General features: G+C 47.9%; 21 protein-coding genes. 10 read left to right on the top strand and 11 right to left on the bottom strand.

Annotation, left to right across the window (positions count from 1 at the left end; genetic code table 11):
• Positions 1-658, bottom strand: a 658-nt coding sequence (locus AC6R1A_RS02835; RefSeq protein WP_500646140.1) for an ABC transporter ATP-binding protein, incomplete at its 3' end; no start/stop codon positions are given.
• Between AC6R1A_RS02835 and AC6R1A_RS02830 the strand changes: the two genes are divergently transcribed.
• From AC6R1A_RS02830 to AC6R1A_RS02820, 3 genes are all read left to right on the top strand, one after another.
• The gene (locus AC6R1A_RS02830; RefSeq protein ID WP_500634027.1) at positions 657-1,256 is read left to right on the top strand and encodes an arylesterase; all 600 of its coding nucleotides are present in this window, start codon (positions 657-659) and stop codon (positions 1,254-1,256) included. The two genes, AC6R1A_RS02835 and AC6R1A_RS02830, sit on opposite strands and share 2 nt — an antisense overlap.
• A 115-nt stretch (positions 1,257-1,371) precedes the next feature.
• A complete protein-coding gene (gene fabV / locus AC6R1A_RS02825) occupies positions 1,372-2,574 on the top strand; it encodes an enoyl-ACP reductase FabV (RefSeq protein ID WP_500634028.1) in 1,203 nt (400 codons plus the stop codon).
• A gap of 146 nt (positions 2,575-2,720) precedes the next feature.
• Positions 2,721-4,373, top strand: coding sequence for a P-loop domain-containing protein (locus AC6R1A_RS02820; protein WP_500634029.1), 1,653 nt, complete (start codon positions 2,721-2,723; stop codon positions 4,371-4,373).
• 83 nt (positions 4,374-4,456) lie between these two features.
• Here the strand turns inward: AC6R1A_RS02820 and AC6R1A_RS02815 are convergent, their stop codons facing one another.
• Positions 4,457-5,074 (bottom strand): DNA-J related domain-containing protein, encoded by a 618-nt coding sequence (locus AC6R1A_RS02815; RefSeq protein WP_500634067.1) that lies wholly within the window; start codon positions 5,072-5,074, stop codon positions 4,457-4,459.
• A gap of 131 nt (positions 5,075-5,205) precedes the next feature.
• A complete protein-coding gene (locus AC6R1A_RS02810) occupies positions 5,206-6,045 on the bottom strand; it encodes an isopenicillin N synthase family dioxygenase (protein WP_500634030.1) in 840 nt (279 codons plus the stop codon).
• Between the two features lie 229 nt (positions 6,046-6,274).
• Between AC6R1A_RS02810 and AC6R1A_RS02805 the strand changes: the two genes are divergently transcribed.
• The gene (locus tag AC6R1A_RS02805; protein ID WP_500634031.1) at positions 6,275-6,886 is read left to right on the top strand and encodes a DUF2238 domain-containing protein; all 612 of its coding nucleotides are present in this window, start codon (positions 6,275-6,277) and stop codon (positions 6,884-6,886) included.
• Here the strand turns inward: AC6R1A_RS02805 and cutA are convergent.
• Positions 6,850-7,164, bottom strand: a complete 315-nt coding sequence (cutA, locus tag AC6R1A_RS02800; protein ID WP_487902905.1) for a divalent-cation tolerance protein CutA — start codon at positions 7,162-7,164, stop codon at positions 6,850-6,852. The genes AC6R1A_RS02805 and cutA overlap by 37 nt on opposite strands.
• Positions 7,165-7,182: 18 nt before the next feature.
• Positions 7,183-9,261 (bottom strand): DNA helicase IV, encoded by a 2,079-nt coding sequence (gene helD / locus AC6R1A_RS02795; RefSeq protein ID WP_500634032.1) that lies wholly within the window; start codon positions 9,259-9,261, stop codon positions 7,183-7,185.
• 205 nt (positions 9,262-9,466) lie between these two features.
• Here helD and yccS point away from each other — a divergent pair, with 205 nt between their 5' ends.
• The 6 genes from yccS to AC6R1A_RS02765 all read left to right on the top strand — a co-directional run bounded on the left by yccS (position 9,467) and on the right by AC6R1A_RS02765 (position 16,219).
• Positions 9,467-11,659 (top strand): YccS family putative transporter, encoded by a 2,193-nt coding sequence (gene yccS / locus AC6R1A_RS02790; protein WP_500634033.1) that lies wholly within the window; start codon positions 9,467-9,469, stop codon positions 11,657-11,659.
• A gap of 94 nt (positions 11,660-11,753) precedes the next feature.
• Positions 11,754-11,978, top strand: a complete 225-nt coding sequence (locus tag AC6R1A_RS02785) for a hypothetical protein (RefSeq protein ID WP_334551826.1) — start codon at positions 11,754-11,756, stop codon at positions 11,976-11,978.
• A gap of 55 nt (positions 11,979-12,033) precedes the next feature.
• Positions 12,034-12,312, top strand: coding sequence for a hypothetical protein (locus tag AC6R1A_RS02780; RefSeq protein WP_500634034.1), 279 nt, complete (start codon positions 12,034-12,036; stop codon positions 12,310-12,312).
• 153 nt (positions 12,313-12,465) lie between these two features.
• A complete protein-coding gene (locus AC6R1A_RS02775; RefSeq protein ID WP_500634035.1) occupies positions 12,466-13,728 on the top strand; it encodes a hydroxymethylglutaryl-CoA reductase in 1,263 nt (420 codons plus the stop codon).
• 177 nt (positions 13,729-13,905) lie between these two features.
• Positions 13,906-15,447, top strand: coding sequence for a glycerol-3-phosphate dehydrogenase (gene glpD, locus AC6R1A_RS02770; RefSeq protein ID WP_500628302.1), 1,542 nt, complete (start codon positions 13,906-13,908; stop codon positions 15,445-15,447).
• Between the two features lie 106 nt (positions 15,448-15,553).
• Positions 15,554-16,219 carry a PilZ domain-containing protein gene (locus AC6R1A_RS02765; RefSeq protein WP_500634036.1) on the top strand — a complete coding sequence of 222 codons (666 nt, stop codon included), beginning with the start codon at positions 15,554-15,556 and terminating at the stop codon, positions 16,217-16,219.
• Positions 16,220-16,258: 39 nt separating this feature from the next.
• On the opposite strand, the gene luxQ is transcribed toward AC6R1A_RS02765, so the two are convergent.
• From luxQ to AC6R1A_RS02735, 6 genes are all read right to left on the bottom strand, one after another.
• A complete protein-coding gene (gene luxQ / locus AC6R1A_RS02760; protein WP_500634037.1) occupies positions 16,259-18,805 on the bottom strand; it encodes a quorum-sensing autoinducer 2 sensor kinase/phosphatase LuxQ in 2,547 nt (848 codons plus the stop codon).
• Positions 18,802-19,860, bottom strand: a complete 1,059-nt coding sequence (locus AC6R1A_RS02755) for an autoinducer 2-binding periplasmic protein LuxP (RefSeq protein WP_500628399.1) — start codon at positions 19,858-19,860, stop codon at positions 18,802-18,804. Before AC6R1A_RS02755 ends, luxQ begins: the two co-directional genes overlap by 4 nt.
• Positions 19,861-20,046: 186 nt before the next feature.
• On the bottom strand, positions 20,047-21,192 hold the full coding sequence (locus AC6R1A_RS02750) for a conjugal transfer protein TraF (protein ID WP_500634038.1): 1,146 nt from the start codon (positions 21,190-21,192) through the stop codon (positions 20,047-20,049).
• An 80-nt stretch (positions 21,193-21,272) separates the two neighbouring features.
• On the bottom strand, positions 21,273-21,578 hold the full coding sequence (locus tag AC6R1A_RS02745) for a GIY-YIG nuclease family protein (RefSeq protein WP_500625292.1): 306 nt from the start codon (positions 21,576-21,578) through the stop codon (positions 21,273-21,275).
• A 3-nt stretch (positions 21,579-21,581) separates the two neighbouring features.
• Positions 21,582-22,247 carry a YceH family protein gene (locus AC6R1A_RS02740; protein WP_500634039.1) on the bottom strand — a complete coding sequence of 222 codons (666 nt, stop codon included), beginning with the start codon at positions 22,245-22,247 and terminating at the stop codon, positions 21,582-21,584.
• A gap of 53 nt (positions 22,248-22,300) precedes the next feature.
• Positions 22,301-22,522 carry a hypothetical protein gene (locus AC6R1A_RS02735; protein ID WP_500634040.1) on the bottom strand — a complete coding sequence of 74 codons (222 nt, stop codon included), beginning with the start codon at positions 22,520-22,522 and terminating at the stop codon, positions 22,301-22,303.
• Positions 22,523-22,529: the final 7 nt, after the last annotated feature.

Genomic DNA, 22,529 nt, shown 5'->3' with positions numbered 1-22,529 from the left:
GACCAGCCGACATGACTATGGTGCGATCGCACATACGTGCTAGCTCGCTGTCATGGGTCACCAGCACTAAGGTCGTCCCGTGCTGTTTATTGAGTTCAAACAACAGCTCGATCACTTTCGCTGCGGTGTGTTCATCCAGATTTCCCGTCGGTTCATCGGCGAAGAGGATTTTCGGTTCAATCATGAAAGCGCGCGCCAAAGCAACACGCTGCTGTTCACCCCCTGACAGCTGAGAGGGAGAGTGATGCATTCGATGCTCAAGTCCTACCGACGTTAACAACATTTTTGCGCGCTCAATGTTTTCGTCTTCGCCTTTCAGTAAGCATGGCAAAGTAACGTTCTCTAACGCGCTCAAGCTCGGTATCAGCAAAAAGCTCTGAAAAACAAACCCAACCGATTCACTGCGTATTTTCGCCCTTTGCTCATCATCCAGCTCTGATAAGGTTTTACCTAGCAGCTGGATTGCGCCTTTTGTCGGGGTGTCGAGACCGGCTAACAACGTCATCAAGGTGGACTTACCCGCACCGGATGTGCCGACGATCGCCACGCTCTCTCCGGCAAAGATTTCAAGATTAACCTCTTCAAGGATTGTTAATTGCTCCTGTTTAGTGGAGACTATTTTTGATAATGACGTTGCTTGAATGATGGATGTTTGCATGATTCGTTTACTTTCCTTGGTCTTTTTTCTCGTTTTTGTTCAACCCGCATATAGCGCTAAGCTATTGGTTTTAGGAGATAGCCTGAGTGCAGGTTATCAAATGTCGATTGAAGAAGCATGGCCTACCTTGTTACCTAATGTAATGAAAACCAAAGGCCATGATCTTGCGGTCATTAATGGCAGTATCTCTGGAGATACCTCAGGTAACGGCCTCAGCCGCCTACCTAGCCTGCTGAGTGAGCATCAGCCGGATTACGTATTAATCGAGCTTGGCGCTAACGATGGCTTGCGCGGGTTTCCACCTAACGTGGTCGAAAACAACCTCTCGGCCATCATCGAACAAGTCAAACAGCAAGGGGCAATGCCGCTTTTAATGCAAATCCATGTATTGCCCAATTACGGTAAGCGTTATACGCAAGCGTTTTCAGCCGTTTATCCCAAAGTGGCAGACGCACACAATGTGCCACTGCTGCCTTTCTTTCTTGAAGGCGTCATCACAGAGCCTCAATGGATGATGAACGACGGACTGCATCCTAAACCTGAAGCCCAACCTTGGATCGCTGATTTTGTCGCCAACGAGCTGGTAAAATTTCTGTAAACTAAAATTTCTGTAAATACCGATAGATAATCACTTGTCATTGGTCTGGCTCAATAAACTTTACCTATTTTTACGCTAGGTTAATCAGACAACGTCCGTTTCTAAGGAAAGTTTCATGATAATTGAACCAGTAATACAAGGTGTGGTAGCTCGCAGTGCGCATCCTTACGGCTGTGAACAAGCTCTCCTCCGTCAAATCCAATACGTACAACAAGCAGAGCCGATCAAAAACGGACCAAAACGTGTGCTAATCATTGGTGGCTCTTCAGGGTTTGGTTTGGCATCGCGTATCGCTCTGACGTTTGGCGGGGCTCAAGCTGATACCATCAGCGTCTCCTTTGAGCGTAGCCCAAGTGAAAAAGGCGTAGGCAGCGCAGGTTACTTCAATGACTACTTCTTCAAACAGCATGCTGAAAAGGCAGGACGAATCGCGGTAAATATTCATGGCGATGCGTTCTCTTCAGCGATCAAGAACGAAGTCGTTGAAGCGATAGAAACCTATTTTGAAGGCGAAGTCGATCTAATTATCTACAGTGTCGCCAGCGGCCTGCGACCTAACCCTGACACCGGTGAAGTTTGGCGCTCAGCCATTAAGCCAATGTTTGAACCGATTACCGGTGCCACGATCGATCTCGAGCACGATGCGTGGATCAACACCCGATTAGAGCCCGCAACGGAAGAAGAAGCGCATCATACACAAAAAGTGATGGGCGGCGAGGATTGGGAAGCCTGGGTGGATACCTTAATCAACTCAGAATCGATTGCCCAAGGTTGTCAAACGCTTGCTTTTTCTTACATCGGGCCTGAGATCACCCACCCTATCTATCTTGATGGCACCCTTGGAAGAGCCAAAGTTGATTTGCATCAGACTAGCCATTCATTAAATTTGAAATTAGCCAATTTCGATGGTGGCGCATTCGCTTGTGTGTGCAAGGCGCTGGTCACTAAGGCAAGTGTGTTTATCCCTGGCTTAACACCTTACCTTTTGGCGCTCTACAAAGTGATGAAAGCGCAAGGCGTGCACGAAGGATGCATCGAGCAAATGCAACGGCTCTATGCAAGTAAGCTCTACAATCAAGCAAAAGTAGAGGTTGATGGGGAACGGTTGATACGTATTGACGATCTAGAATTGGCCAAGCCCGTTCAGGATGAGGTGGCGCTCCTACTCAAAGAGATGAACCAAGATAACTTCAAACAGCTTGGTGACTATCAAGGCTACAAGCAGGAGTTTCTCAATTTGAATGGTTTTGGATTTGATGCCATTGATTATCACGCTGATGTCGATTTAGCCCCATTTATCGAAAAAAAAGAGGCGTAACTTCCCCTACTCGCCGTGCCTTCCTCGCGCGGCGAGTGCGCTATGCTCCACTGACCTCACGCACCTTATTCGTCGGTAGTTTACCTTTACTCTGCGCCGACAGGTTTCTATAATCCACGCTTTCAAAATTCTATAGTGAGCCAGTCATGGATCAGTTAACCGCCACCCTTAAAAAAATCGAAAAGCAGAACTATCGCGCTTATCAGCAAATCAAAGGTCAATACGACTTTGGCGATTACACCTTTCACATCGACTACGTTCAAGCCGACCCACATGCGTCAGCATCACGAGTGCGCGCACTCCGCCCTTGGTCGTTGACCGGCTTAGACTGGCTACGTGAGCAATCTGCTGTCTATCAAATTGCGGCACGCGACTTTATCGCCCGCACCTTTGCTCAACTGGCAAAACAAGAAAACCTCATCAGCATCGCCCTAACGGGTCAAACTGTGATGGATTCCACTGCGGTGATGTTTACTGACGAAGGCATAGAGCTGCGTTTTCGGGTTAATTTACCCGCAGAAGGACGCAGTGTCCTTGGAAAAAAAGCGCTTAACCTCCTCACCTTTCACCTACCTAAATTTATCCGTCGTGCCACGATTGAGCGCGAGTTAGATAAAGCCGCTCTGATTGCACATTGCCAAGGTGTGGAAGATCAACAAGCGATTCGAGATCAACTGGATGAACGTGGCTTAGTCGCCTTTATTGGTAATGGCGCCGTGCTGCCGCGTTTGGCCGGTAACTCTGACTTGCCAATGAAAGAAGCGGTCGCGTTTGTCTCGCCGCCGTCGCTTGAAGTGACGTTCCATACCCCTCATCACGGTGCGGTGTCAGGTATGGGCATTCCGGCTGGCATTACATTGATCGTTGGTGGCGGCTTTCACGGCAAATCGACGCTACTGAGCGCTATCGAACGCTCTATTTACAACCACATTGCCGGCGATGGCAGAGAATGGGTCGTCACCAGCAGCGAAGCGATGAAAATCCGCGCCGAAGACGGGCGCTGCGTGCATGACTTGAACCTGTCAAACTACATCAACCACTTACCGATGGGCAAAGATACGGCTCATTTCTCAACCCAAGACGCGTCCGGTTCGACCTCTCAAGCAGCATGGTTACAAGAATCTATTGAATCTGGCGTTAAAGCGATGCTGATTGATGAAGATACCTCAGCCACCAACTTCATGATTCGTGACGAGCGCATGCAGGCTTTGGTCGCAAAAGGTGACGAACCGATCACGCCCTTGGTCGATCGCATTGGCCAGTTACGTGATGAATTGGACATCTCAACCATCGTTGTTATGGGGGGCTCAGGCGATTACCTAGATGTGGCGGATACCGTGATTCAAATGCACGATTACCAAGCCATCGACGTGACCGAAAAAGCGAAACTTGTTACGCAAGAGCACCCAACCACGCGTCAAAATGAAGCCGAATCAGCGCTCGCTACTTTCCGTCCTCGTAAATTGAATTGCTCTGCTTTGCAAGCGGTATTGGCAGACGGCAAGTTTCGCGTTGCGGCGAAAGGCGTCGATTCACTGCGTTTTGGCAAAGAGTTTACCGATCTTTCGGCTCTTGAGCAGTTGGAATCGAGCTCAGAAGTGAACGCGATTGGCTGGTTGTGGTTTCAGTTGGCTCAGCGTCCTGGTTGGTCTGCCAACCCTGCTAAAGACGTGGCACAAATGCTCAATGACCAGTGGCATCACACTATGCCCAATCAAGGTGACCTTGCCAAACCGCGAGTGTTGGACGTCATGGCCGCGCTCAACCGCATGCGCAAATCGCAGTTTAAAGGTCAATAAAACGTTGAATATGTGACACGGTCACAATATGGACAGCAGCCGCTTGGTTTGCTGTCCACGGTTTGGCTGCTTAGAATCCCTTTTTACTGGCGAAGCACGTTCCACGCTTCACACAGTACTCGGAATCGTTCGCTGTTGCCATTCTCTCTATCAGGGTGCCACTTCAGCGCCAACTTTCGCCACGTTTTTCGTATCTCTGTCTGTGTCGCCTCTTGAGGCAGTTCAAATAGTGACAGTGCTTTGCGGCGGTCCATATCTTCATGATGATTGCCCCCAAGAAACCTCTGATAGCGACTCCAAAATTCATTCAGCAGACGCTTCACTTCGCCCTCTTCTGCTTCATAATTGGACCACTGGGTGTAGTAATCTCGCAAAGGATCATCGGTATCAATCGCAAAACCATGACTTTGTAGCGTCGGTAAAAGCACAATATTCATCGCCTGGACTTGCAGCCAATTATCTGGGTAAAGCGTCTCTTGCAGTTGGTACAGGGCGTTCATCATCAAGAAATTGCGTTTAAAGAGATCTTTTTCTGGCAAAGGATCCAACTCAGGCATATAACCGAGTTCACTAAGATGAGCTGCTAAGGTGTGAACCTTCCACCCCGACGGCTTTTTGCGCAGCACTTCGAGGATTGGCCAAAGCAGAGGGTTTTCCATGTATTGCTGAAACGACGTCGCGAGTGCTTGCTGATTACCCATAGGATCCTTCACCGTTTTTCTTTTACTTAAATGGATCCTCAACCATTTGTCGAGTAAAACAGATAACAACTGTTATTCTGTGCGAAAAAAAGAGCCACCAAAGGCGACTCGATTCTCTCAGCTTGATAGGGTTAGATGACCCCTAACTCACGTAGGCGTTCCATCAAGTAGCTGTCGGCGGTGTAACGCTCTGACAGCACAACCTCAGGCTTGGGGTGCAAAAAGAGCGGCAGTGAAATGCGTGAGTGCTCTTGGCGAGTGCCGGTTGGATTGATCACGCGATGCGTGGTCGATGGGAAATAGCCACCGGATGCTTCTTGTAACATATCACCAATGTTGATGATGAGGTTGCCAAAATCGCAAGGCACATCGATCCACTCACCCTCTTTACTTTTCACTTGCAAGCCAGGTTCGTTAGCAGCGGGCAACACGGTCAACAAGTTAATGTCTTCATGAGCCGCTGCGCGAATGGCGCCGGGCTCTTCATCGCCCGTCATTGGTGGGTAATGCAGAATGCGTAGCAAGGTTTTCTGGCTACCATTGATCATCTCAGAAAGCGCAATCGAGAATTTCTCTTGTACCTCTTTCGGCGCATGAGCTTCAACCCAGCCGAGCAGTTCTTGGGCAAATCTGTCTGCACGCTGGTAGTAATCAAGAATTTGCGCTTTGAGCTCCTCAGGAATCTGCCCCCAAGGATAGACGTGAAAATACTCTTTAATGTCTTTTACTGTATGGCCTTTCGCGACCTCTGAGACACTAGGCGGGAAATAACCATCTTGCGTTTCGACGTTAAAGTGGAAATCATTTTTGCGCTCTGAGGTAAAAAATTGGTACCAATTCTCGTAAATTGACTCGACCAACTCTTGCGGAATTGGGTGGTTTTTTAACACACCAAAGCCGGTCTCTCTCAAGGATTGAACAAATTGCTCTGCGGCATCGTCAGCAAGGTAATCAACGGTATCCAGTTTCATGCTTTCTTTACTCGTTATTAGAATTTGACTCGATTCTATGTGCCTCCTAGAGGTAAATCAAATGTTGACTACAGGTAACGTAAGTGTTTGCACGAAGAGTGTGCAGCAAAGCGGGATTTCAACATAAAGCGAGATCGGCAGAGTGAAAGTTACAATTGAACAGTGTTTTATTTAATGGTAAAACAGTAGCATATCAGTCAAACCGTAAGCGACTATGCGTACAACACACATGCGTACAACACACCTAAAAACCCTGAAGTTTCTCACTGCAATCTACAGTGCAGTGTTTCTATTTTCTGTTGTTAACCCAAGTTCAATTCATGTTTGGTTGGCTGAAATTGTGCCTGCCGTGGCGATACTGGCGATTGTTTGGTGGTTATCCCAGGGCTACGTATTTAGCCATACGGCCTACATTCTGATGTTCGTCTGGCTGGTATTACACACGATTGGTGCAAAATATACGTTTGCTGAGGTCCCCTTTGACTGGTTCAACCAACTCATTGGCTCAGAGAGAAATCACTTTGATCGCGTTGCCCATTTCTCTATCGGCCTTTACGCCTATCCGATAGCGGAATACCTGATGAGAAAACGCAAGCTACCGTGGGGGCTGTCTGCGTGTTTTGCCCTATTCTCAATGATGTCGCTGGCAGCGGGCTATGAAATCATTGAGTGGTGGTACGCTGAATTGGCGGGTGGCGATGAGGGCATCGCCTTTCTCGGTTCCCAAGGTGATATATGGGATGCGCAAAAAGACATGCTGATGGACACCTTGGGCGCGTTAAGCGCACTCGCTCTGATGTCCGTTCAACGACGAGTGTTTGCCTCAAGCCAACTGAGATAAGGGTTGAAACCATCGACAATGGGCACTTGCACGACTTGCGGGGTGTCGTAATCGTGCAACTCCACCACCTTTTGTTCGACTTCAACGTAGTTGCTCTGAGTCGTTTTGATCACCAGTAAGGTTTCGTTGTCACGACACACTTGCTCTTGCCAGACATAGTGACTCTCAATGGGCATGGTTTGAATACAAGCAGCAAGCCTTTCTTTAAGTAACGCATCTATGATTCGCTCAGTGAGCGCTTGACTGTTGGTGGTGGTGAGCGCAATACAAAATTCCATCGGCCACTCCTCGCGGTGCTATTTCGCAATACTGACTGGGTAATCCTCTTCAAGCAGCTCTTTGACAAAACTCGAACCGCTGCCGTTGAAGGTTACCCAAACCTTTTTCTTTGCGCGTGTAAGCGCGACGTAGAACAGTCTCCGTTCTTCTGCAAACGGGTAGCTTTCTTGTGATTGTGTCAAGGCGCCGTCCAAATGGAGCGCTTTCACTCGAGCTGGAAACTGCCCTTCATCCACATTTAATATAATCACAAAGTCGGCTTCACGTCCTTTGCTCGCGTGACAAGTCATAAATTCTATCGACAATTGTCGAAACCTTTTCTGCCAGTCGTCGAGCAGTTCAGGGCGATGATAGTGATTTCGGGCGAGTAACATCACTTGGGTTGTTTGCTTGGCGTTACGATCCAGTTGATCAAGGATTTTTTCCACTTGACCTGCAGGTGCCAGTGTCACCGCTTTGCTCTTTTGTTGTTTGTGGCTATTGAGTGATTTTTGCAACTGCTGTGGATTTTGCTGCACAAATCGATTGGCAACCGCGCCCAACTGATTGTTAAAACGGTAAGTGGTGTCGAGATAGTGAATGGTCGCATGTTGGAAGCGTTCACTAAACCCCGTCGTCAACGAAACATCAGATCCAGCAAATTGATAGATGGATTGCCAATCGTCGCCGACCGCAAATAACGCGCAGCCATCTTCCTCGTCATTGGGTTCCACTTGCGCGCACAGTGCTTCAATCAAAGCAAGACGTGCGGGAGAGACATCCTGATACTCATCCACCATGATGTATTTCCAAGGCGCGCGGAATTTGCCCTTCTTCACATAGTCGACGGCTCTTGAAATCATAATATTGAAGTCAACTTGCTGCTGCTCTTTCAGCATCTGCTGCCAAGCTTGATAACAAGGCCACACCAAAGAGAGTTCGCTATTCAAACGAGTGTAGTCAGGGTGCTCAACCAATCGCTGCTGCAGCTCTTTCTTCGATACACCCATTGCAGCCAATTGACTCAACTGTTTCTCTAGCCATGCGATGAGTTTAGGGTTTTCAACATGACTGCCTAACTCATCATCCCCGGCCAAATAGGCGATGGGCCACTTGACCAAATGTTTTTGCCAACGCTTAAAGTTGGTCGGCGTCATCCAGTGTTTTTTCAACCAGTCGACACACCATCCGTGACGTAACTTATCATCCACCGCAACGGGGCAAATCTCAACGCGACGGGATTCAGCATCATTTAATATCTTCAGTCCTAGACTATGAAATGTGCTGACTTCCACCCCTTCAGCGCTCAGACCAATTTTACTCTCAAGGCGCTGTTTCATTTCGCTCGCGGCGTCTTTACCAAACGCCAGCATTAAAATCTGATCGGCTTGCGCCAAATGACTTTGCAGCAAGTAGGCCACTCGCGCCGTCAATACACTGGTTTTACCCGAACCCGCGCCGGCTAAAATTAGGTTATTGTCATCATTGAGTAGCACCGCTTGGCGTTGAGAGAGGTTAAGCGGCGATGACTCGATACGTGAAAACAGTACCTCCCAATTCTCAAGTTCGGTTTCCATCCATTGATGATTGCGCGCTTGGAGTGACGTTTGTGTCTCTTCAATCCACGGTAGCAGTGGCGCTAAGCGCTTTGGCATCCGCAACTCAGCTTCTTCAAGTGTCATGCGCATGCAAGCTAAATCGTCCATCACTTTCGTATTCCACGCAGCTAACATCGACTGCCTTAAGAACGTAGGTCGACGCAATTGACGATCGATTGCCTCTTCCCACTCTGGCACATACTGGTTGAGCTGCTGGCACTGAGTGGCGTGCCACTGCTCATAACTGGCCACCGCGTGCAGCGCGAATTGCCGACACGCTTTAGGGCTAAGGCCCTGAACAATCCAACGACGCTCTTTACCGCCATCAATGTGGCTGTAAAACTCAAGCCCACTCCATACAATCCCCGTTTTGACTTTGACTCGCCCATCCCAAACACGAAAAGGCACCCGTGTTTCTTTCGTTTCGGATCGTAGAATCAACTCCTGCTCGCCCAGTTCGACGTGGTGGTATTCGTTTTGAGTAAAAAATGTAGCGGATGGGGATGCACTTAACTGCATGTCACAAGGTTCCTTGGCGTCAATAATCAACTCGCAAACTCTAAACGTTAATGCGATGCCCCTACTTTTCAGAACCTTGCTACATAAGTCAAGGGCTGGGCGGGTCATTTGCGCATCGAACAGACCTATTTCATTACCTCGATCAGTTAGTTACCATAGAGTCGGTGGTAATGTTTACCCCAAAGCTAACCAAGAAGAGACGCCCGTGCCCTATTTGCACCAACTTCGCCTCCTGTGGGTGAACCGAACGTTTAATAACAGTTTACTGATTTTAATCACGCTGCTTGGCGCGGTAGTGCCTGCCTGGTATTGGCAGCAGCAGACGCTATTAGTCCCACTGATTCTTGGCATCATCGCGGCGGCGCTGGCTGAAACCGACAACAGCTTTGTTGGGCGGTTAAAGTCGATTACCCTTACTTTGATCTGTTTCACCATCGCCACCTTCTCAATAGAGCTGTTGTTTGATACGCCTTGGCTGTTCGCTCTGGGGCTGTTCACCTCGACATTTGGCTTTATCATGCTTGGCGCAATCGGTAGTCGCTACGCAAGTATCGCCTTTGGCTCGTTATTGATCGCTATCTACACCATGCTCGGCATTGACCAAAGTGGTGACAGTTGGTTCCAACCGATATTACTGCTTACTGGTGCGAGTTGGTATTTCCTGGTTTCTATGGTTTGGTTTGCAATTTGGCCGTTGCAACCGGTACAACAAAGTTTATCTACCGTTTTTTATCAACTCAGCCATTACCTGGATCTGAAAAGCCAATTGTTTCACCCAGTGACCAATTTGAATCCACAACCGATGCGTATCGAAGAGGCCAAACGCAATGCGGCGACCGTCACTGCGCTCAATCAGTGCAAATCGACGCTGCTCAGCCGCTCAAAACGTGGCCATGTGGACAGTGCCAGCGACCGTTTTCTTAATATCTACTTTATTGCGCAAGATATCCATGAGCGGTTAAGTTCGAGCCACTATCGTTACCAAGAATTAGCGCAACACTTTGAGCGTTCCGATATTTTGTTTCGTTTCAAACACCTTATTGACACGCAAAAACAGGCATGTCAGCGCATCAGTCAAGCCATCATGACTGGCAAAGCGTATCAACACGATACGGATTCAGTCATCGCACTGGATGAACTGCAAAACTCATTGGCGCACCTCCAAGCGCAAAATCACCCCACATGGAAACCTCTGCTCGCGCAGCTTGGTTACTTGTTTAACAACTTAGCCATGGTGGAAAAACTGCTCGCCAACGTCAGCAACCCAGACACCACAAAACCCGAAGAAGATGCATTGGATGACACCGAAGCGCACACGCTCAAATCGATGTGGCAGAGGGTACAATCCAACCTCAACAGTGACTCGATTCTGTTTCGCCACGCGCTACGCCTTTCTCTGTCATTAACGGTGGGTTACGGCATCATCCAAGCGTTCGATATTGACCATGGCTACTGGATTTTGCTCACCACCTTGTTCGTTTGCCAACCCAACTACAGCACGACTCGACAAAAACTGATTGGCCGTGTGGTCGGTACCATTGCTGGTCTTTTGGTTGGTGTGCCACTGCTGAGTTTTTTCCCCTCGCAAGAGAGTCAGTTGGTGCTGATTGTCGCATCGGGTGTCGCCTTCTTTGCCTTTCGTTTGGCTAATTATGGCTACGCGACAGGCTTTATTACCGTTTTAGTTCTGTTTAGCTTCAACCAACTAGGAGAAGGCTACGCGGTAGTGCTCCCTCGTCTCGCGGATACGATCATAGGCTGCTTACTGGCCGTTGGCGCGGTGGCGTATATTCTCCCAGATTGGCAGTCTAAACGATTGCACACCGTGATGGCCGAAGCTATCGCTGCGAATCAAGCATATTTAGCCCAAATCATTGGCCAATATCGCGTGGGTAAAAAAGACAACCTGGCCTACCGAATCGCTCGACGAGCGGCGCACAATAGTGACGCGAACCTCACTGCCGCCATATCGACCATGCTCGCAGAGCCTGGGCGCTATCGAAGCGCTGTAGATGAGAGTTTCCGCTTTTTAACCTTAAACCATGCGCTGCTGAGTTATGTCTCAGCGTTAGGCGCGCACCGTACCCGCATCGACAACGAACAAACGCATGTATTGATTCTGGATACCCACCGGCTGATTCACCAGCATCTTGAACTGCTGCGCATGCGTTTAAATCGTAAACCTTACGCTGAAGACATTGTGATTACGGAAAACATGGCGATTACGGAAGATCCGACGATTACCTCTAGGCTAAGTGAATGGCGTGAAGAAGACGATAATTCGGTGCGTCTCGTGTTGCAACAGCTGCACCTAATCTATCGAATGATTCCTGAGTTGCATTCACTGACTAATAAATTCAGCGTAAGAGTGATAAGCCCCACTAATACAGAGTCATGAAATTGCTGTCATCTAACTTTTCCTGACAAAACTCGGACAAAAAAACAGCACAATTCCTTACGATTTGTATGAATTTTCGCACAGGCGTAAGACGATGAACGGAGACATCTCTTTCACAACTGAACTTGAGCACATGATGCTAAGTGGGGTTAATAATATGTCACCACAACAATTTGAGATTATCCGCACGCAGCTGCAGAGCCTATCACCTCAGCAGTTACGCGCACTTCTTGGCGATATCAACGCCAAATTGGATCATCCTAGTGAATCGATTATCTCAGATGATGAGCTAGATATGATCACAAGCCTCTTTTCGTAATCAAACTTGCTCAATGCAGGCAGACACCTTAAGCTTAGAGTAAGTGGAGGCGCTTATGTCTGTTTCAGCAATACAAACTGGCTATCATATCATCGACCAGTCATCTCGCATGGCTGAAGAGGCTGCGCTCGAGATCAACAACCAGACCAATGCCCCGATCCCACTTAAAGACAAATCCCTCGATTTCAATAAGGTCGAATTTAAAGCACCGGTAATTGACCACATCCAGCCGCTCGCCGAGCTGACACAAGCGGAGCAATACAGCAAAATCGGTACAAATGTCATTCAACGCGATCAAGATATGATTGGAACCTTATTAGATATCCATGTGTAAGACCTTGTCCCAAGGCCAACTCGCGCAGCCAGTTGCCCATTTTCTTCTATCCTGTTTCGCTGCTTCTTGATTCGGTGTTGAGTTCAAACCTCACCCCGTTAGAATGCCTAACACTTTTTGTACGTTTATCACTATTTTTGTACGTTTATCACTATGCCCAAAATGAATCACGCCGCCCCGAACACCTACACGCCTTTCCAGACGCAAGATGAGGAGTATGACTTAACTTCACAACTTGCGCCTCGAGAAGGAAAACCGTCACGCCGATTGACGCCGAGCCCTTACATCTCCGAGAAAGCGCTAAACCAACGGTGGAAAACACTCTCGGCGCTCACCGACCGCTCATTGTTGCTTGATGATCAGACTGAGCAAAATTGTGCCATTTTTGACCGCAATATCGAGCACTTCATCGGCACGGTAAAAGTCCCGGTAGGCATCGCCGGCCCGTTGCGGGTAAACGGCCTACACGCACAAGACGACTATTTGGTTCCACTGGCGACCACCGAAGCCGCTCTTGTCGCGTCATACAACCGGGGCGCTCAGTTGATCACTAAGGCGGGCGGGGCCAGCGCAATGCTGCTCAACGAAGGCGTTACACGCACGCCGGTGTTTGTATTTGAAACACTGGCTGAGGCGGGCCAGTTTGTCGCTTGGGTCACCACCCAATATGAACAGTTCAAACACATTGCCGAGACCACGACCTCTCACGGTAAGTTGCATGATATCAATGTCAATATTGAGGGGAACCACGTCTACTTGGTGTTTGAATACCACACGGGCGACGCGAGTGGGCAAAACATGGTGACTATCGCGACCAATGAGGTTTATCACCACATCCTTAAGACCACCCCCATAGAACCCAAAGAAGCTTTTCTCGACGGCAATTTGTCAGGCGATAAAAAAGCCAATAACTACACTCTACGCCATGTACGAGGCAAAAAAGTGACCGCAGAAGTCACGATAAAACGCGCGTTGGTTGAGCGCTACTTGCATACGACGCCGGAAAAAATGGCTCGCTTTGGACATGTCACCACAACTGGCGCTGCGTTGTCTGGCAGTATTGGCGTCAATGCGCACTATGCGAATGCGCTGGCGGCTTTGTACATCGCATGTGGTCAAGATGCAGCCTGCGTCGCTGAATCCGCCATCGGAATGACTCGAATGGAAGTCAACTCACAAGGCGACCTCTATGCTAGCGTCACACTGCCAAACTTGATGGTGGGTACCGTTGGCGGTGGGACTGGCCTGCCGAGCCAAAGAGCCTGCTTGGAAATTCTCGGGCTGTATGGTGCGGGCCACGCAAAAGCGCTCGCTGAAATGGCCGCCGCACTTTGCCTGGCGGGTGAGCTTTCCATTGTCGGCGCATTCTGTGCGGATCACTTCTCAAGAGCCCATCAAAAACTCGCCCGAAAATAAACGCCACGCATTGATGAAAAGTTTTAGGACCTCGGCTCAGCCGAGGTTTTTTTTTCATTCGTTCGATAGTCTGATTGGATGACATTCAAACTTTTTTCATTTTATCTCTATTCGAACCTGTTTTTTCGTGATTAAATGAACATAATAATGAGCGAATGAGCATTTTGGAGAGAATTTATGGACGCAAGCTTGTTGACACACTCCCCCCATGAACCATTGGACGTTATCGTCATTGGTGGCGGAATCAATGGTGCGGGCATCGCTGCGGATGCAGCAGGCCGTGGGTTAAAGGTTGGGCTATATGAGGCTCAAGACTTTGCCGGTGCGACCTCTTCTGCGAGTTCAAAACTGATTCATGGCGGGCTGAGATATTTAGAGCATTACGAGTTTCGTTTAGTTTCGGAAGCGCTCGCAGAACGTGAAGTGTTGCTCAAGAAAGCCCCCCACATCGCGTTCCCAATGCGCTTTCGCTTACCGCATCGACCATTTTTAAGGCCGGCTTGGATGATCCGAATTGGGCTGTTTCTTTACGACAACATTGGCAAAAGAACCACCCTACCCGCGAGCAAAAAGATCATGCTCGACAACCAGAACATTACCAAGGCCGACATAAAGACCGGTTTTGAGTATTCCGATTGCTGGGTGGATGATGCACGCTTGGTAATTGAGAATATTCTCCACGCGAAACAAAATGGTGCCGAAGTCAGCAACTATTGTGAAGTAACCTCGGCAGTCAGAGACAAGGGCTTATGGCGCGTCACTTTCTACGATAAACGCACCGGCGTCGCACACGAGCGTCTAAGTAAAACACTGGTTAATGCAGCAGGTCCTTGGGTGAGAGAATTTCTCACTCAGCAAGCGAACGTTACTTCGCCCTATGGCATCCGCCTGATTAAAGGGTCGCATATCATCGTGCCAAAACTTCACGATGAACCTCAAGCATATATTCTGCAAAACGAAGATAAACGTATCGTCTTCGTTATTCCATACATGGAGAAATTTTCAATCATAGGGACCACTGATGTCGAATATCAAGGAGATCCACGCAAGGTCGCGATCTCCGATGAAGAGAAACATTACCTCCTCGACGTAGTAAACCGACATTTTCGTCACCAACTGTCGATTCAAGACATCATTTCAGACTACAGCGGCGTAAGACCACTGTGTGACGATGAGTCCGACTCACCCCAAGCCATCACTCGTGATTACACGCTATCTATCGATGGGCGTAATGGCGATGCGCCTGTACTGTCCGTTTTTGGCGGGAAACTGACCACTTATCGAAAACTGGCTGAAGCGGCAATGGAGCAGCTGAGTCAATATTTGGAGGTATTACCGGCTTGGACAGCAGAGACACCTTTACCGGGTGGTTTAGATTTTGATTGGAAAGATGCGAAGTCCGCACTTCAGACCAAGGCTCCCTATCTCGATTCATATACACTCAAGCGTTGGTTAAGAGCCTATGGTTCGCGCGTCTTCTTACTTCTTGGTAATGCGCAAAAAGAGCAAGACTTGGGAATGAAATTTGCGCAAGGTGTCTATCAACGAGAAATCGATTTTCTCATCACCACAGAGATGGGGTATGAAGCAGACGACATACTGACGCGCCGCTCAAAATTGCATTTATTGTGCACTCAAGAGCAAATTGACGCCATCAGTGACTATATTGCGATTTGTCATTGCAAACAGGATACGCCTATTTATGAGGGCGCTGTGTAATAGCTTCACAAATCGGTGTCATATTTTTCGCGATTGCGGCTTTATTATGTATCAGGTTTCATTATAGTGATTAACAAGAAACCTGATACAGGGTTACATGATACCTATGACTCACACCCACGAAACGCTTGACGAACTGTACACACTGCTTAGACCCGGCGTGAAACTGTCTGTCACACTCAATTTTGGCCCCAACGATGAGTTTAGCTTTACATCGAGCTACATTGGCCATAAAGAATCTCAATTCTTCGTTTTAGATTTTCCTCAAAAGGCCGCCGAAGCGCTGATCATGCGAAAATTGACCAACACTGAAGTGATTGTTCGAGGAATGACCGCCAGTAAACTCGGCCATGTGGTTGCGTTTAAATCGTCTGTGATGTGCAAGCTGAATCAACCTTGCCACATGTTGTGCGTCCGTGAGCCTAGTCATTTCGCCACCAAAACCATCCGCGATCATGAACGGTTCTCTGTTCATATGCCTGTCGAGATACGCTCAAACAACGTCAGCTATCAGGCAACGATCGTCGATGTATCTGTTTCAGGCTGTGCGGTGTTTATTACTGGTGAAAACGAACTCTCCACCAGCAGCGCCATAGAGTTGCACAATGACCTATCGAAAACGTTGCCTAAGCCGCCCAAATACTCCATTGTCAGTATCAACAAGGAAAAGTCAGGTCATAAATTAGGCATAAAATTTAGCCCTGAACTTGAGCTGACTGAAGAGTTAAAGACGTTGTTTCTAGAACAAGCGCATTTGCATTCGAAGTTTTAAACGCCCTACCAAATGAATAGGGTGGCTGCTTCACCTCGACTAGGTATAGAAATGTTGTTTAAAGTAGTGGAACGCAACATTCAATGCCGACTCTTTGATCGGCTTGACGATGACGTAATTCGCCCCAGCTTGTTCAAAGGCTCTGCGCGTATCTTCCATTCCATCTGCGGTACAAGCAAAAACAGGCACGGTTAATTGGAGTTCACTGCGAATCCTTGCCGTCGTTTCGATGCCACCAAGGTTAGGCAGTTGGTTGTCCATCAATACCAAATCAAACACCTGAGCTTGCAACAACTCAAGGGCATTGTAGCCATCTTTTACCCACGTCACTTCCATGCCGTACTTTTCACAAAAGGCTTTGGCAATAAAGGCATTGGTATGGTTGTCTTCAACAAGCAATACTGAGAGCGCGCGATCGAACAAGGTTTTCGGATCAAATTGCAACCCACTTTGTGCTTGTTTTTCATCGGCAATTTTAGTGTGGATAGGCAGTTGAACAGAAAAGATCGTCCCCTCGCCCTTGATGCTCTCAATATCCGCGGTGCCATCGAGCATTTCCACTAAGCTATGCACAATAGCTAAACCTAAGCCACTGCCTCCGTATTCGCGAGTGGTCGTCGATTCAGCTTGGACGAACGGCTCAAAAATGTGTTTAAGCCGCTCACCGTCAATACCAATTCCGGTATCTTCGACGACAATTTCGAGTAACTGCTCGTCTTCGTCACCCACTAGGTGAATACGCACCGTCACCTGCCCGTCATGTGTAAACTTGACCGCATTACTAGCGAGATTAAACAGTATTTGATTCAAACGAACTTGATCACTGTGCGCCCAAACTTGGTCAGAGAAATTGCTTTCCACAACAAAACCGATACCTTTTTCTTGGCATAGTGGTCTAAAAATATTGTCGACCGCACTGGTGAGTTCGCTCAGCTTAAAATCAATGCGTTCGATGTTAAATTTTCCACGCTCAATTTTGGAAAAATCCAAAATATCATCTAACACCGCCAGCAAGTGCTCGCCACTATTACATAAAACATCGACTTTCTCGATATTACTCGGCTCTTTGAGTTTATGTTTGAGTAACTGTGAAACCCCTAAAATACCGTTGAGTGGTGTGCGTAGTTCATGGCTCATTTTTGCTAGGAAATCTGCCCGCATACGTGCTGATTCAAGCGCCTCTTCTCGGGCACGCTTACTCTGCTCTTCGGCCTCAATCAGGCTCGTAACGTCTTGACCTTGAGCCATGATTTGTAGCTCTGTGTTATCAACATGAATGGGAGACAGATTCCACCGGTACGTCTTAGTGCCTATGGTGGTATTGATGCCGGTGAGCGTTGCGCCTTTGGCGCACATTCGAATGTGAGGGGTAAGGCACTCAACCATGCTTGCTCCCCCGTCACTAGCGCGACTGCTCTCTCGAAATGCGCGCTCTGCAGAGGGGTTCATACGAATCAACTCCCCATTGACGTCCCATAGCATGATTGGAGAGAGGGAGAAGTTGAACAAATCAGTGAATTGCTTCTCCTGTTGACGAATACGTTGAAACGAGCTTTGAAAGGCATGACCTATGTGGTCAAACTCTTTGATTGTGGACCCCGAAAAGGGCTCGAGTGTCATCGACTCTGATGTGCTTTCGGTGTAATCCATCAAAGTTTGCAGTTCGCTCGATAAGCGACGCCCAATCCAATAGCGTGTCGATACCGTAATCGCCACAATGAGTACGGCTATCACAACCATCCAGATGTAGCGTGTTTTAACAAACAACATGATGTGTTCATTGCTCTGAATGGTATAAACCGATAAATAAGTGGGCGACTCGTTGATGGTTAGATCGGTTTTTGACACCGTAAATTCACTGGCATTGAATGACTTTGTGGCAGCGGCAAGCCAATCTATATGGCGCAAATCGCTGTTTTTTGTACTCGATGCGATAATGTCTGAACCCACGACAAACATCAAATCATTGGCGTTACTTGCTTTAAGTATCGAGTTGACCCAGGAGAAGTTGTCATTCAACACTACAGCGATGTATGCGTGGCCAAACACTTCACCAGTATCTAAGTTAACAATGGCGGTGCGCCGAAGCAGGACATAACGCACGCCAAGTGGCGTGGGCAATTGTTCTAAACGCCAAGCACGACTTGCCACCGTCTCATCATGGAGGTGTTGGATCTGCGCTTGGGTGATACCATAAAATTGAAAATTGTAATCCGCCCAGACCACTTGATCACGCGAGGCGACAAATCGAAAATCCGGTGCAAGACTGGCGGTGCGTTGGTCAATGCCGTCAAAAATGCGGATGACGGCGTCGTCGTCTTTTCGCGCAACAGCCTCGAACAAACCATCGTTTAAGCTATAGCTGTCTTGCTGGATCTCAAGTGCACTCAAGCGGTAATTGAAATTTTCCTGAACAAGGCTCTGAGTTTGCTGCTTGGAACGCGCAACTTCTTGCTCAACCACCTGTTGATTCACTTGGTAGTTTTGCACCAGCATGACCATGGTTAAAAACACAATGGTCAAGAAAATTGAGTTAGTCAATAAGGTGGCAAGTTTGTGCTTGCTACGACTCACGGTTTTACTCATGGTTGATCTGAGTACCTAAATGCGCGCTGCTTTAGCGACCGCACACGCTCGGAATCGTCACCTGCTGTGACCAATTCAAAATCACCGGAGTATACTTGCGGAACCGGTTTACTCTCTAGATCCCATTTGATCGCTTCTGCCATCGCGATGCCAGTATCATCATTCATGCGCATTACAGTAAACGACAAATGAGCATCGGCAAGCGCATCTAATTCGGCGCTACCTCCACCCCAACCATTGATCAAGATATCCTCTCGTCCTTGCTCTTTAAGCGCATCTGATGCGCCAAGTGCCACATCGGTTGAACATGCGTACATAAACTCAATCGAAGGATCGCGTTCTAACGCCAGTTTTGCCGCTTCATAGCCTGACTCACGAGTCGCTTGAGTGTAAAACGATGAAGACAACACATAATTGTCATGGTGACTCATCGCCTCGATAAAGGTATCACCTCGCGCATCACTGACGTAGCCTTCAGAAAAATAAAGCACTGAGTAACGACTTTGCTTGTCCGTGACTTCTTTATAGTGTTGTTCTAAAACCTCCGTACCTTTGATATGGTCAAATCCTATGTACAAAAAAGGTTGCTGATCGGCCCAAGCGCGCACTGGTGTAGTGATATTCTGCAATATGAGTTTAGTGTCAGTCGAACTCAGTACGTGTTCAATAAACTTGCGGTGTCGAGTGGTATCAAGGGTAAAGATTAAATAGTCAGTTTTACTTTGTACTGCTTCGAGTAATGACAAACTCTGCTGACGAACATCCGCATTCGGACGGGTAAATACCTGATTGATTTCGTAACGAATGCCCAGCCTATCTAAGCGCATTTCAAAAGCTTTGATATTACGCACCCAATAATCGGAGACTTGTTGACCAGGATAGATAACAGAAATAGAAATCGATTTCTCTTGCTTAGCCGCTAGTGGAACCGGCGCGTTTCGCACTGCCTCCCCAAGAGATTCAGTCAGCACTCGCTGTGTTGGAAATTCGTCCAAGTATTGGTCATATTGCCAATACCCATCCAGTACCTGCGTGGCCTGCGCTGTGGTAATCATAGAAAACAGCACCAAGCCAACACCAAACTTTTTTATTAGGTTATTGTTTTTTCTCATTATACTCTAGCCAACTGTTGCCAAATACGCCGTTTAACGAGCTTTTGTACAGTAACACGCTTTTGTCGCCACGTTAACCTCAAAGACTGATCAAACAAGCGTTTGTTTGATCAGTCCTAACGGTATATTTTAGAAGGTAAATGCCAAGTTTGCAGAGGCGCCAAATTGGTTGTCGCCCGCGTAACTGCCAGCAAGGTCAAGACTGACTAAATCACCGGGGCTAATACCCAAGCCAACCGTCACTGAATCGTCTAACGTCTCTTCTAAATCAACTTGGTAACCTAAACGCAGTTGTGCCCAGCCAAATGCGTTGCCTTCAATACCGAAGCGCACAAATTGGGTATCATCCTCTACACCTAGAGCAGATACTTCGAAACGCTCTTGTTTGGTAAGATCAACATCCAATGCCGCAACAAAATAGTCTGATACGTAAGAACCCGAAGCGGTCACCTGGGTATTAAAAGCGTATTTATCGAGGCCATCTAAAGTTTCGATATCTTTGCTAAACAGATCCTTTGCGGCTATGCCTAAACGCAAGTTTTGATAGAACCAGACAAAGCCGAGGTCCATATTGAAGTGACTCTGCTTGTTTTCACTTTGATCGTAGTCACTAATATCGAAGTCTTCGACGGAAATCGTCTCTTTATAGGTTCTCAACTCTTGGTATTTCGGCGTGACACCTATGGCAATGTCTTGACCACCAAGCGTGATGCGCTTTGCAAGAGCCACACCCACCTCTGTGTAACCAAAGGCCCACAAATTAACAGTTGAGTTCTCATAACGGGCCTGAGTGTCTGAATCGTCAGCAATGTTGGTTTTGCCTATTACATCCGCGTAACCGCGCACAAAGACATTTGCTGATAGGGTGTTGATGGGAAACGCAACTGCAGCGCCAGCGCCACCATTCACACCTAATGGTTTATCATCCGCCAATTGATCCAAGTAGGCGTTGAGCTGATCCTCTGTTGCAGGATCTGGATTATTCGGGTCAAAGCGGTCTATCGTGTCTTGCAAATCGTCAATCACTTTGAGCGATTCGTCTCCATCTCGAACGTTTGCCCCAATCGATGGAAGCAATAAACCAAAGTCGTCATTTTCACGATGAACGGCCACTAAAGCAGGGTTATAAAACGCTCCGAGCAGGTAGTCAGCGCTCGTGACGCCTGTGTTTCCCATACCGTTGCCGCGAGCGTCCGCGACAAACGTCGCACTGTTCGCTGGTAACGAAAGTACTGTTAACATTGCCACTGATGAAATTTTCGTTGTTAGTCTCATATCCATATCAACCTTTAGTATGATTTCATCTCTAAGGTTAATACAAAATATTACAAACCATCAGGTAAATCTTTTATTTATCAAGCATCAATCGCCTGAGTGAATAACAAGTGACCAGATACGATCGCTTCCTTCTTGCTTTTGCTCAGTTTTTTTAACCGCGCTTCGACCTTGCTGGCCTGACTGCGTGAGTCCGCGACATAGCTCGACCAGGCAAGGGTTAGCTGTCCTTTTCCTTTCAGCGCCTTGGCGCCTTTTCCGCCGCAATGCTCGGAGAATCGGCGCTCGACGTCTGTGGTTATCCCACAATACAGTGAGTTTGAGCGGGTACGGACAAAATAGACGTACCACGCCGAGCACGGAGCTTCCTTATCGCTTGTCGTCATTTTTTATGACGTGAATAACGCAAGTTGTTCTTTCAGTTCCTCAAGGGAGGCTTTGAGCTCTACGACTTCGTGCTCTAATTGCTCGATGCGTTGCAGTGCGTCAGAATCGCCGGCTGCCGGCGCCAAAACAGGGCTTTGATGAATAACGTCGATATCGACAGCGCCACTGAATAGATGCTGATAACGAGATTCACGTTTGCCAGGCTCACGAGGGAGCTTAACCACAAGAGGCCCCTGCTCGCGTGACGCCATGCTGTCGAGCAGCGCTTCTACTTCTTTCACATCTGCAAACTCAGCCAGTCGATTGGTACGAGAGCGAAGTTCACCTGGCGTTTGCGCACCGCGGAGCAACAGGCAGCACACCAGCCCCTTTTCTTGATCGGTTAATTTCAAATCACCAAATTCGGTGTTGCAAAAACGGTGTTGGAATTTATTCGCGCGACTATTAAAGCCACTTTCGTCACTGACCAAACGGCGTGCAATCAAGCTATCGACCGCGTCACGCACTTCTGAGTCGCTAAGCGCCATAACGGGCTCACGGTTACTTTTCTGATTGCAGGCCGCTGTCAAGCTATTGAGTGTCAGCGGATAATAGTCCGGTGTCGTGACTTCTTTTTCGATGAGACAACCGATCACACGGGCTTCTAAAGGGGTCAGTTCTATATTCATGTTAGATCCTTAACGTGGCTCTTGATGTCGTACTTTGCACGCAATGTCATGCGCTAGTGCTCACCAATGAGTGGGATTCTTTTGATATTACCATTGTTGTCCATCATCACTATCTTGCTACGGTTGAGTTCGACTTCTGTGATCTCTTGACGCGTATGTTCAGAGCGATACGCGTTGGCCACTTTCTCTGTCTTAGGTGACGCCTCAACAGCAGTAGCAATGTCGTCTTCAACAACGGAAGCGAGGTTAAATAAAATAGACGAGTGACGTAGCATTGATTGA

Source organism: Vibrio sp. R10-SG3-ISO3 (genome assembly GCF_059834225.1).
Note: the sequence above shows the minus strand (reverse complement) of the source record. Positions and strands in the feature narration are given on the sequence as shown.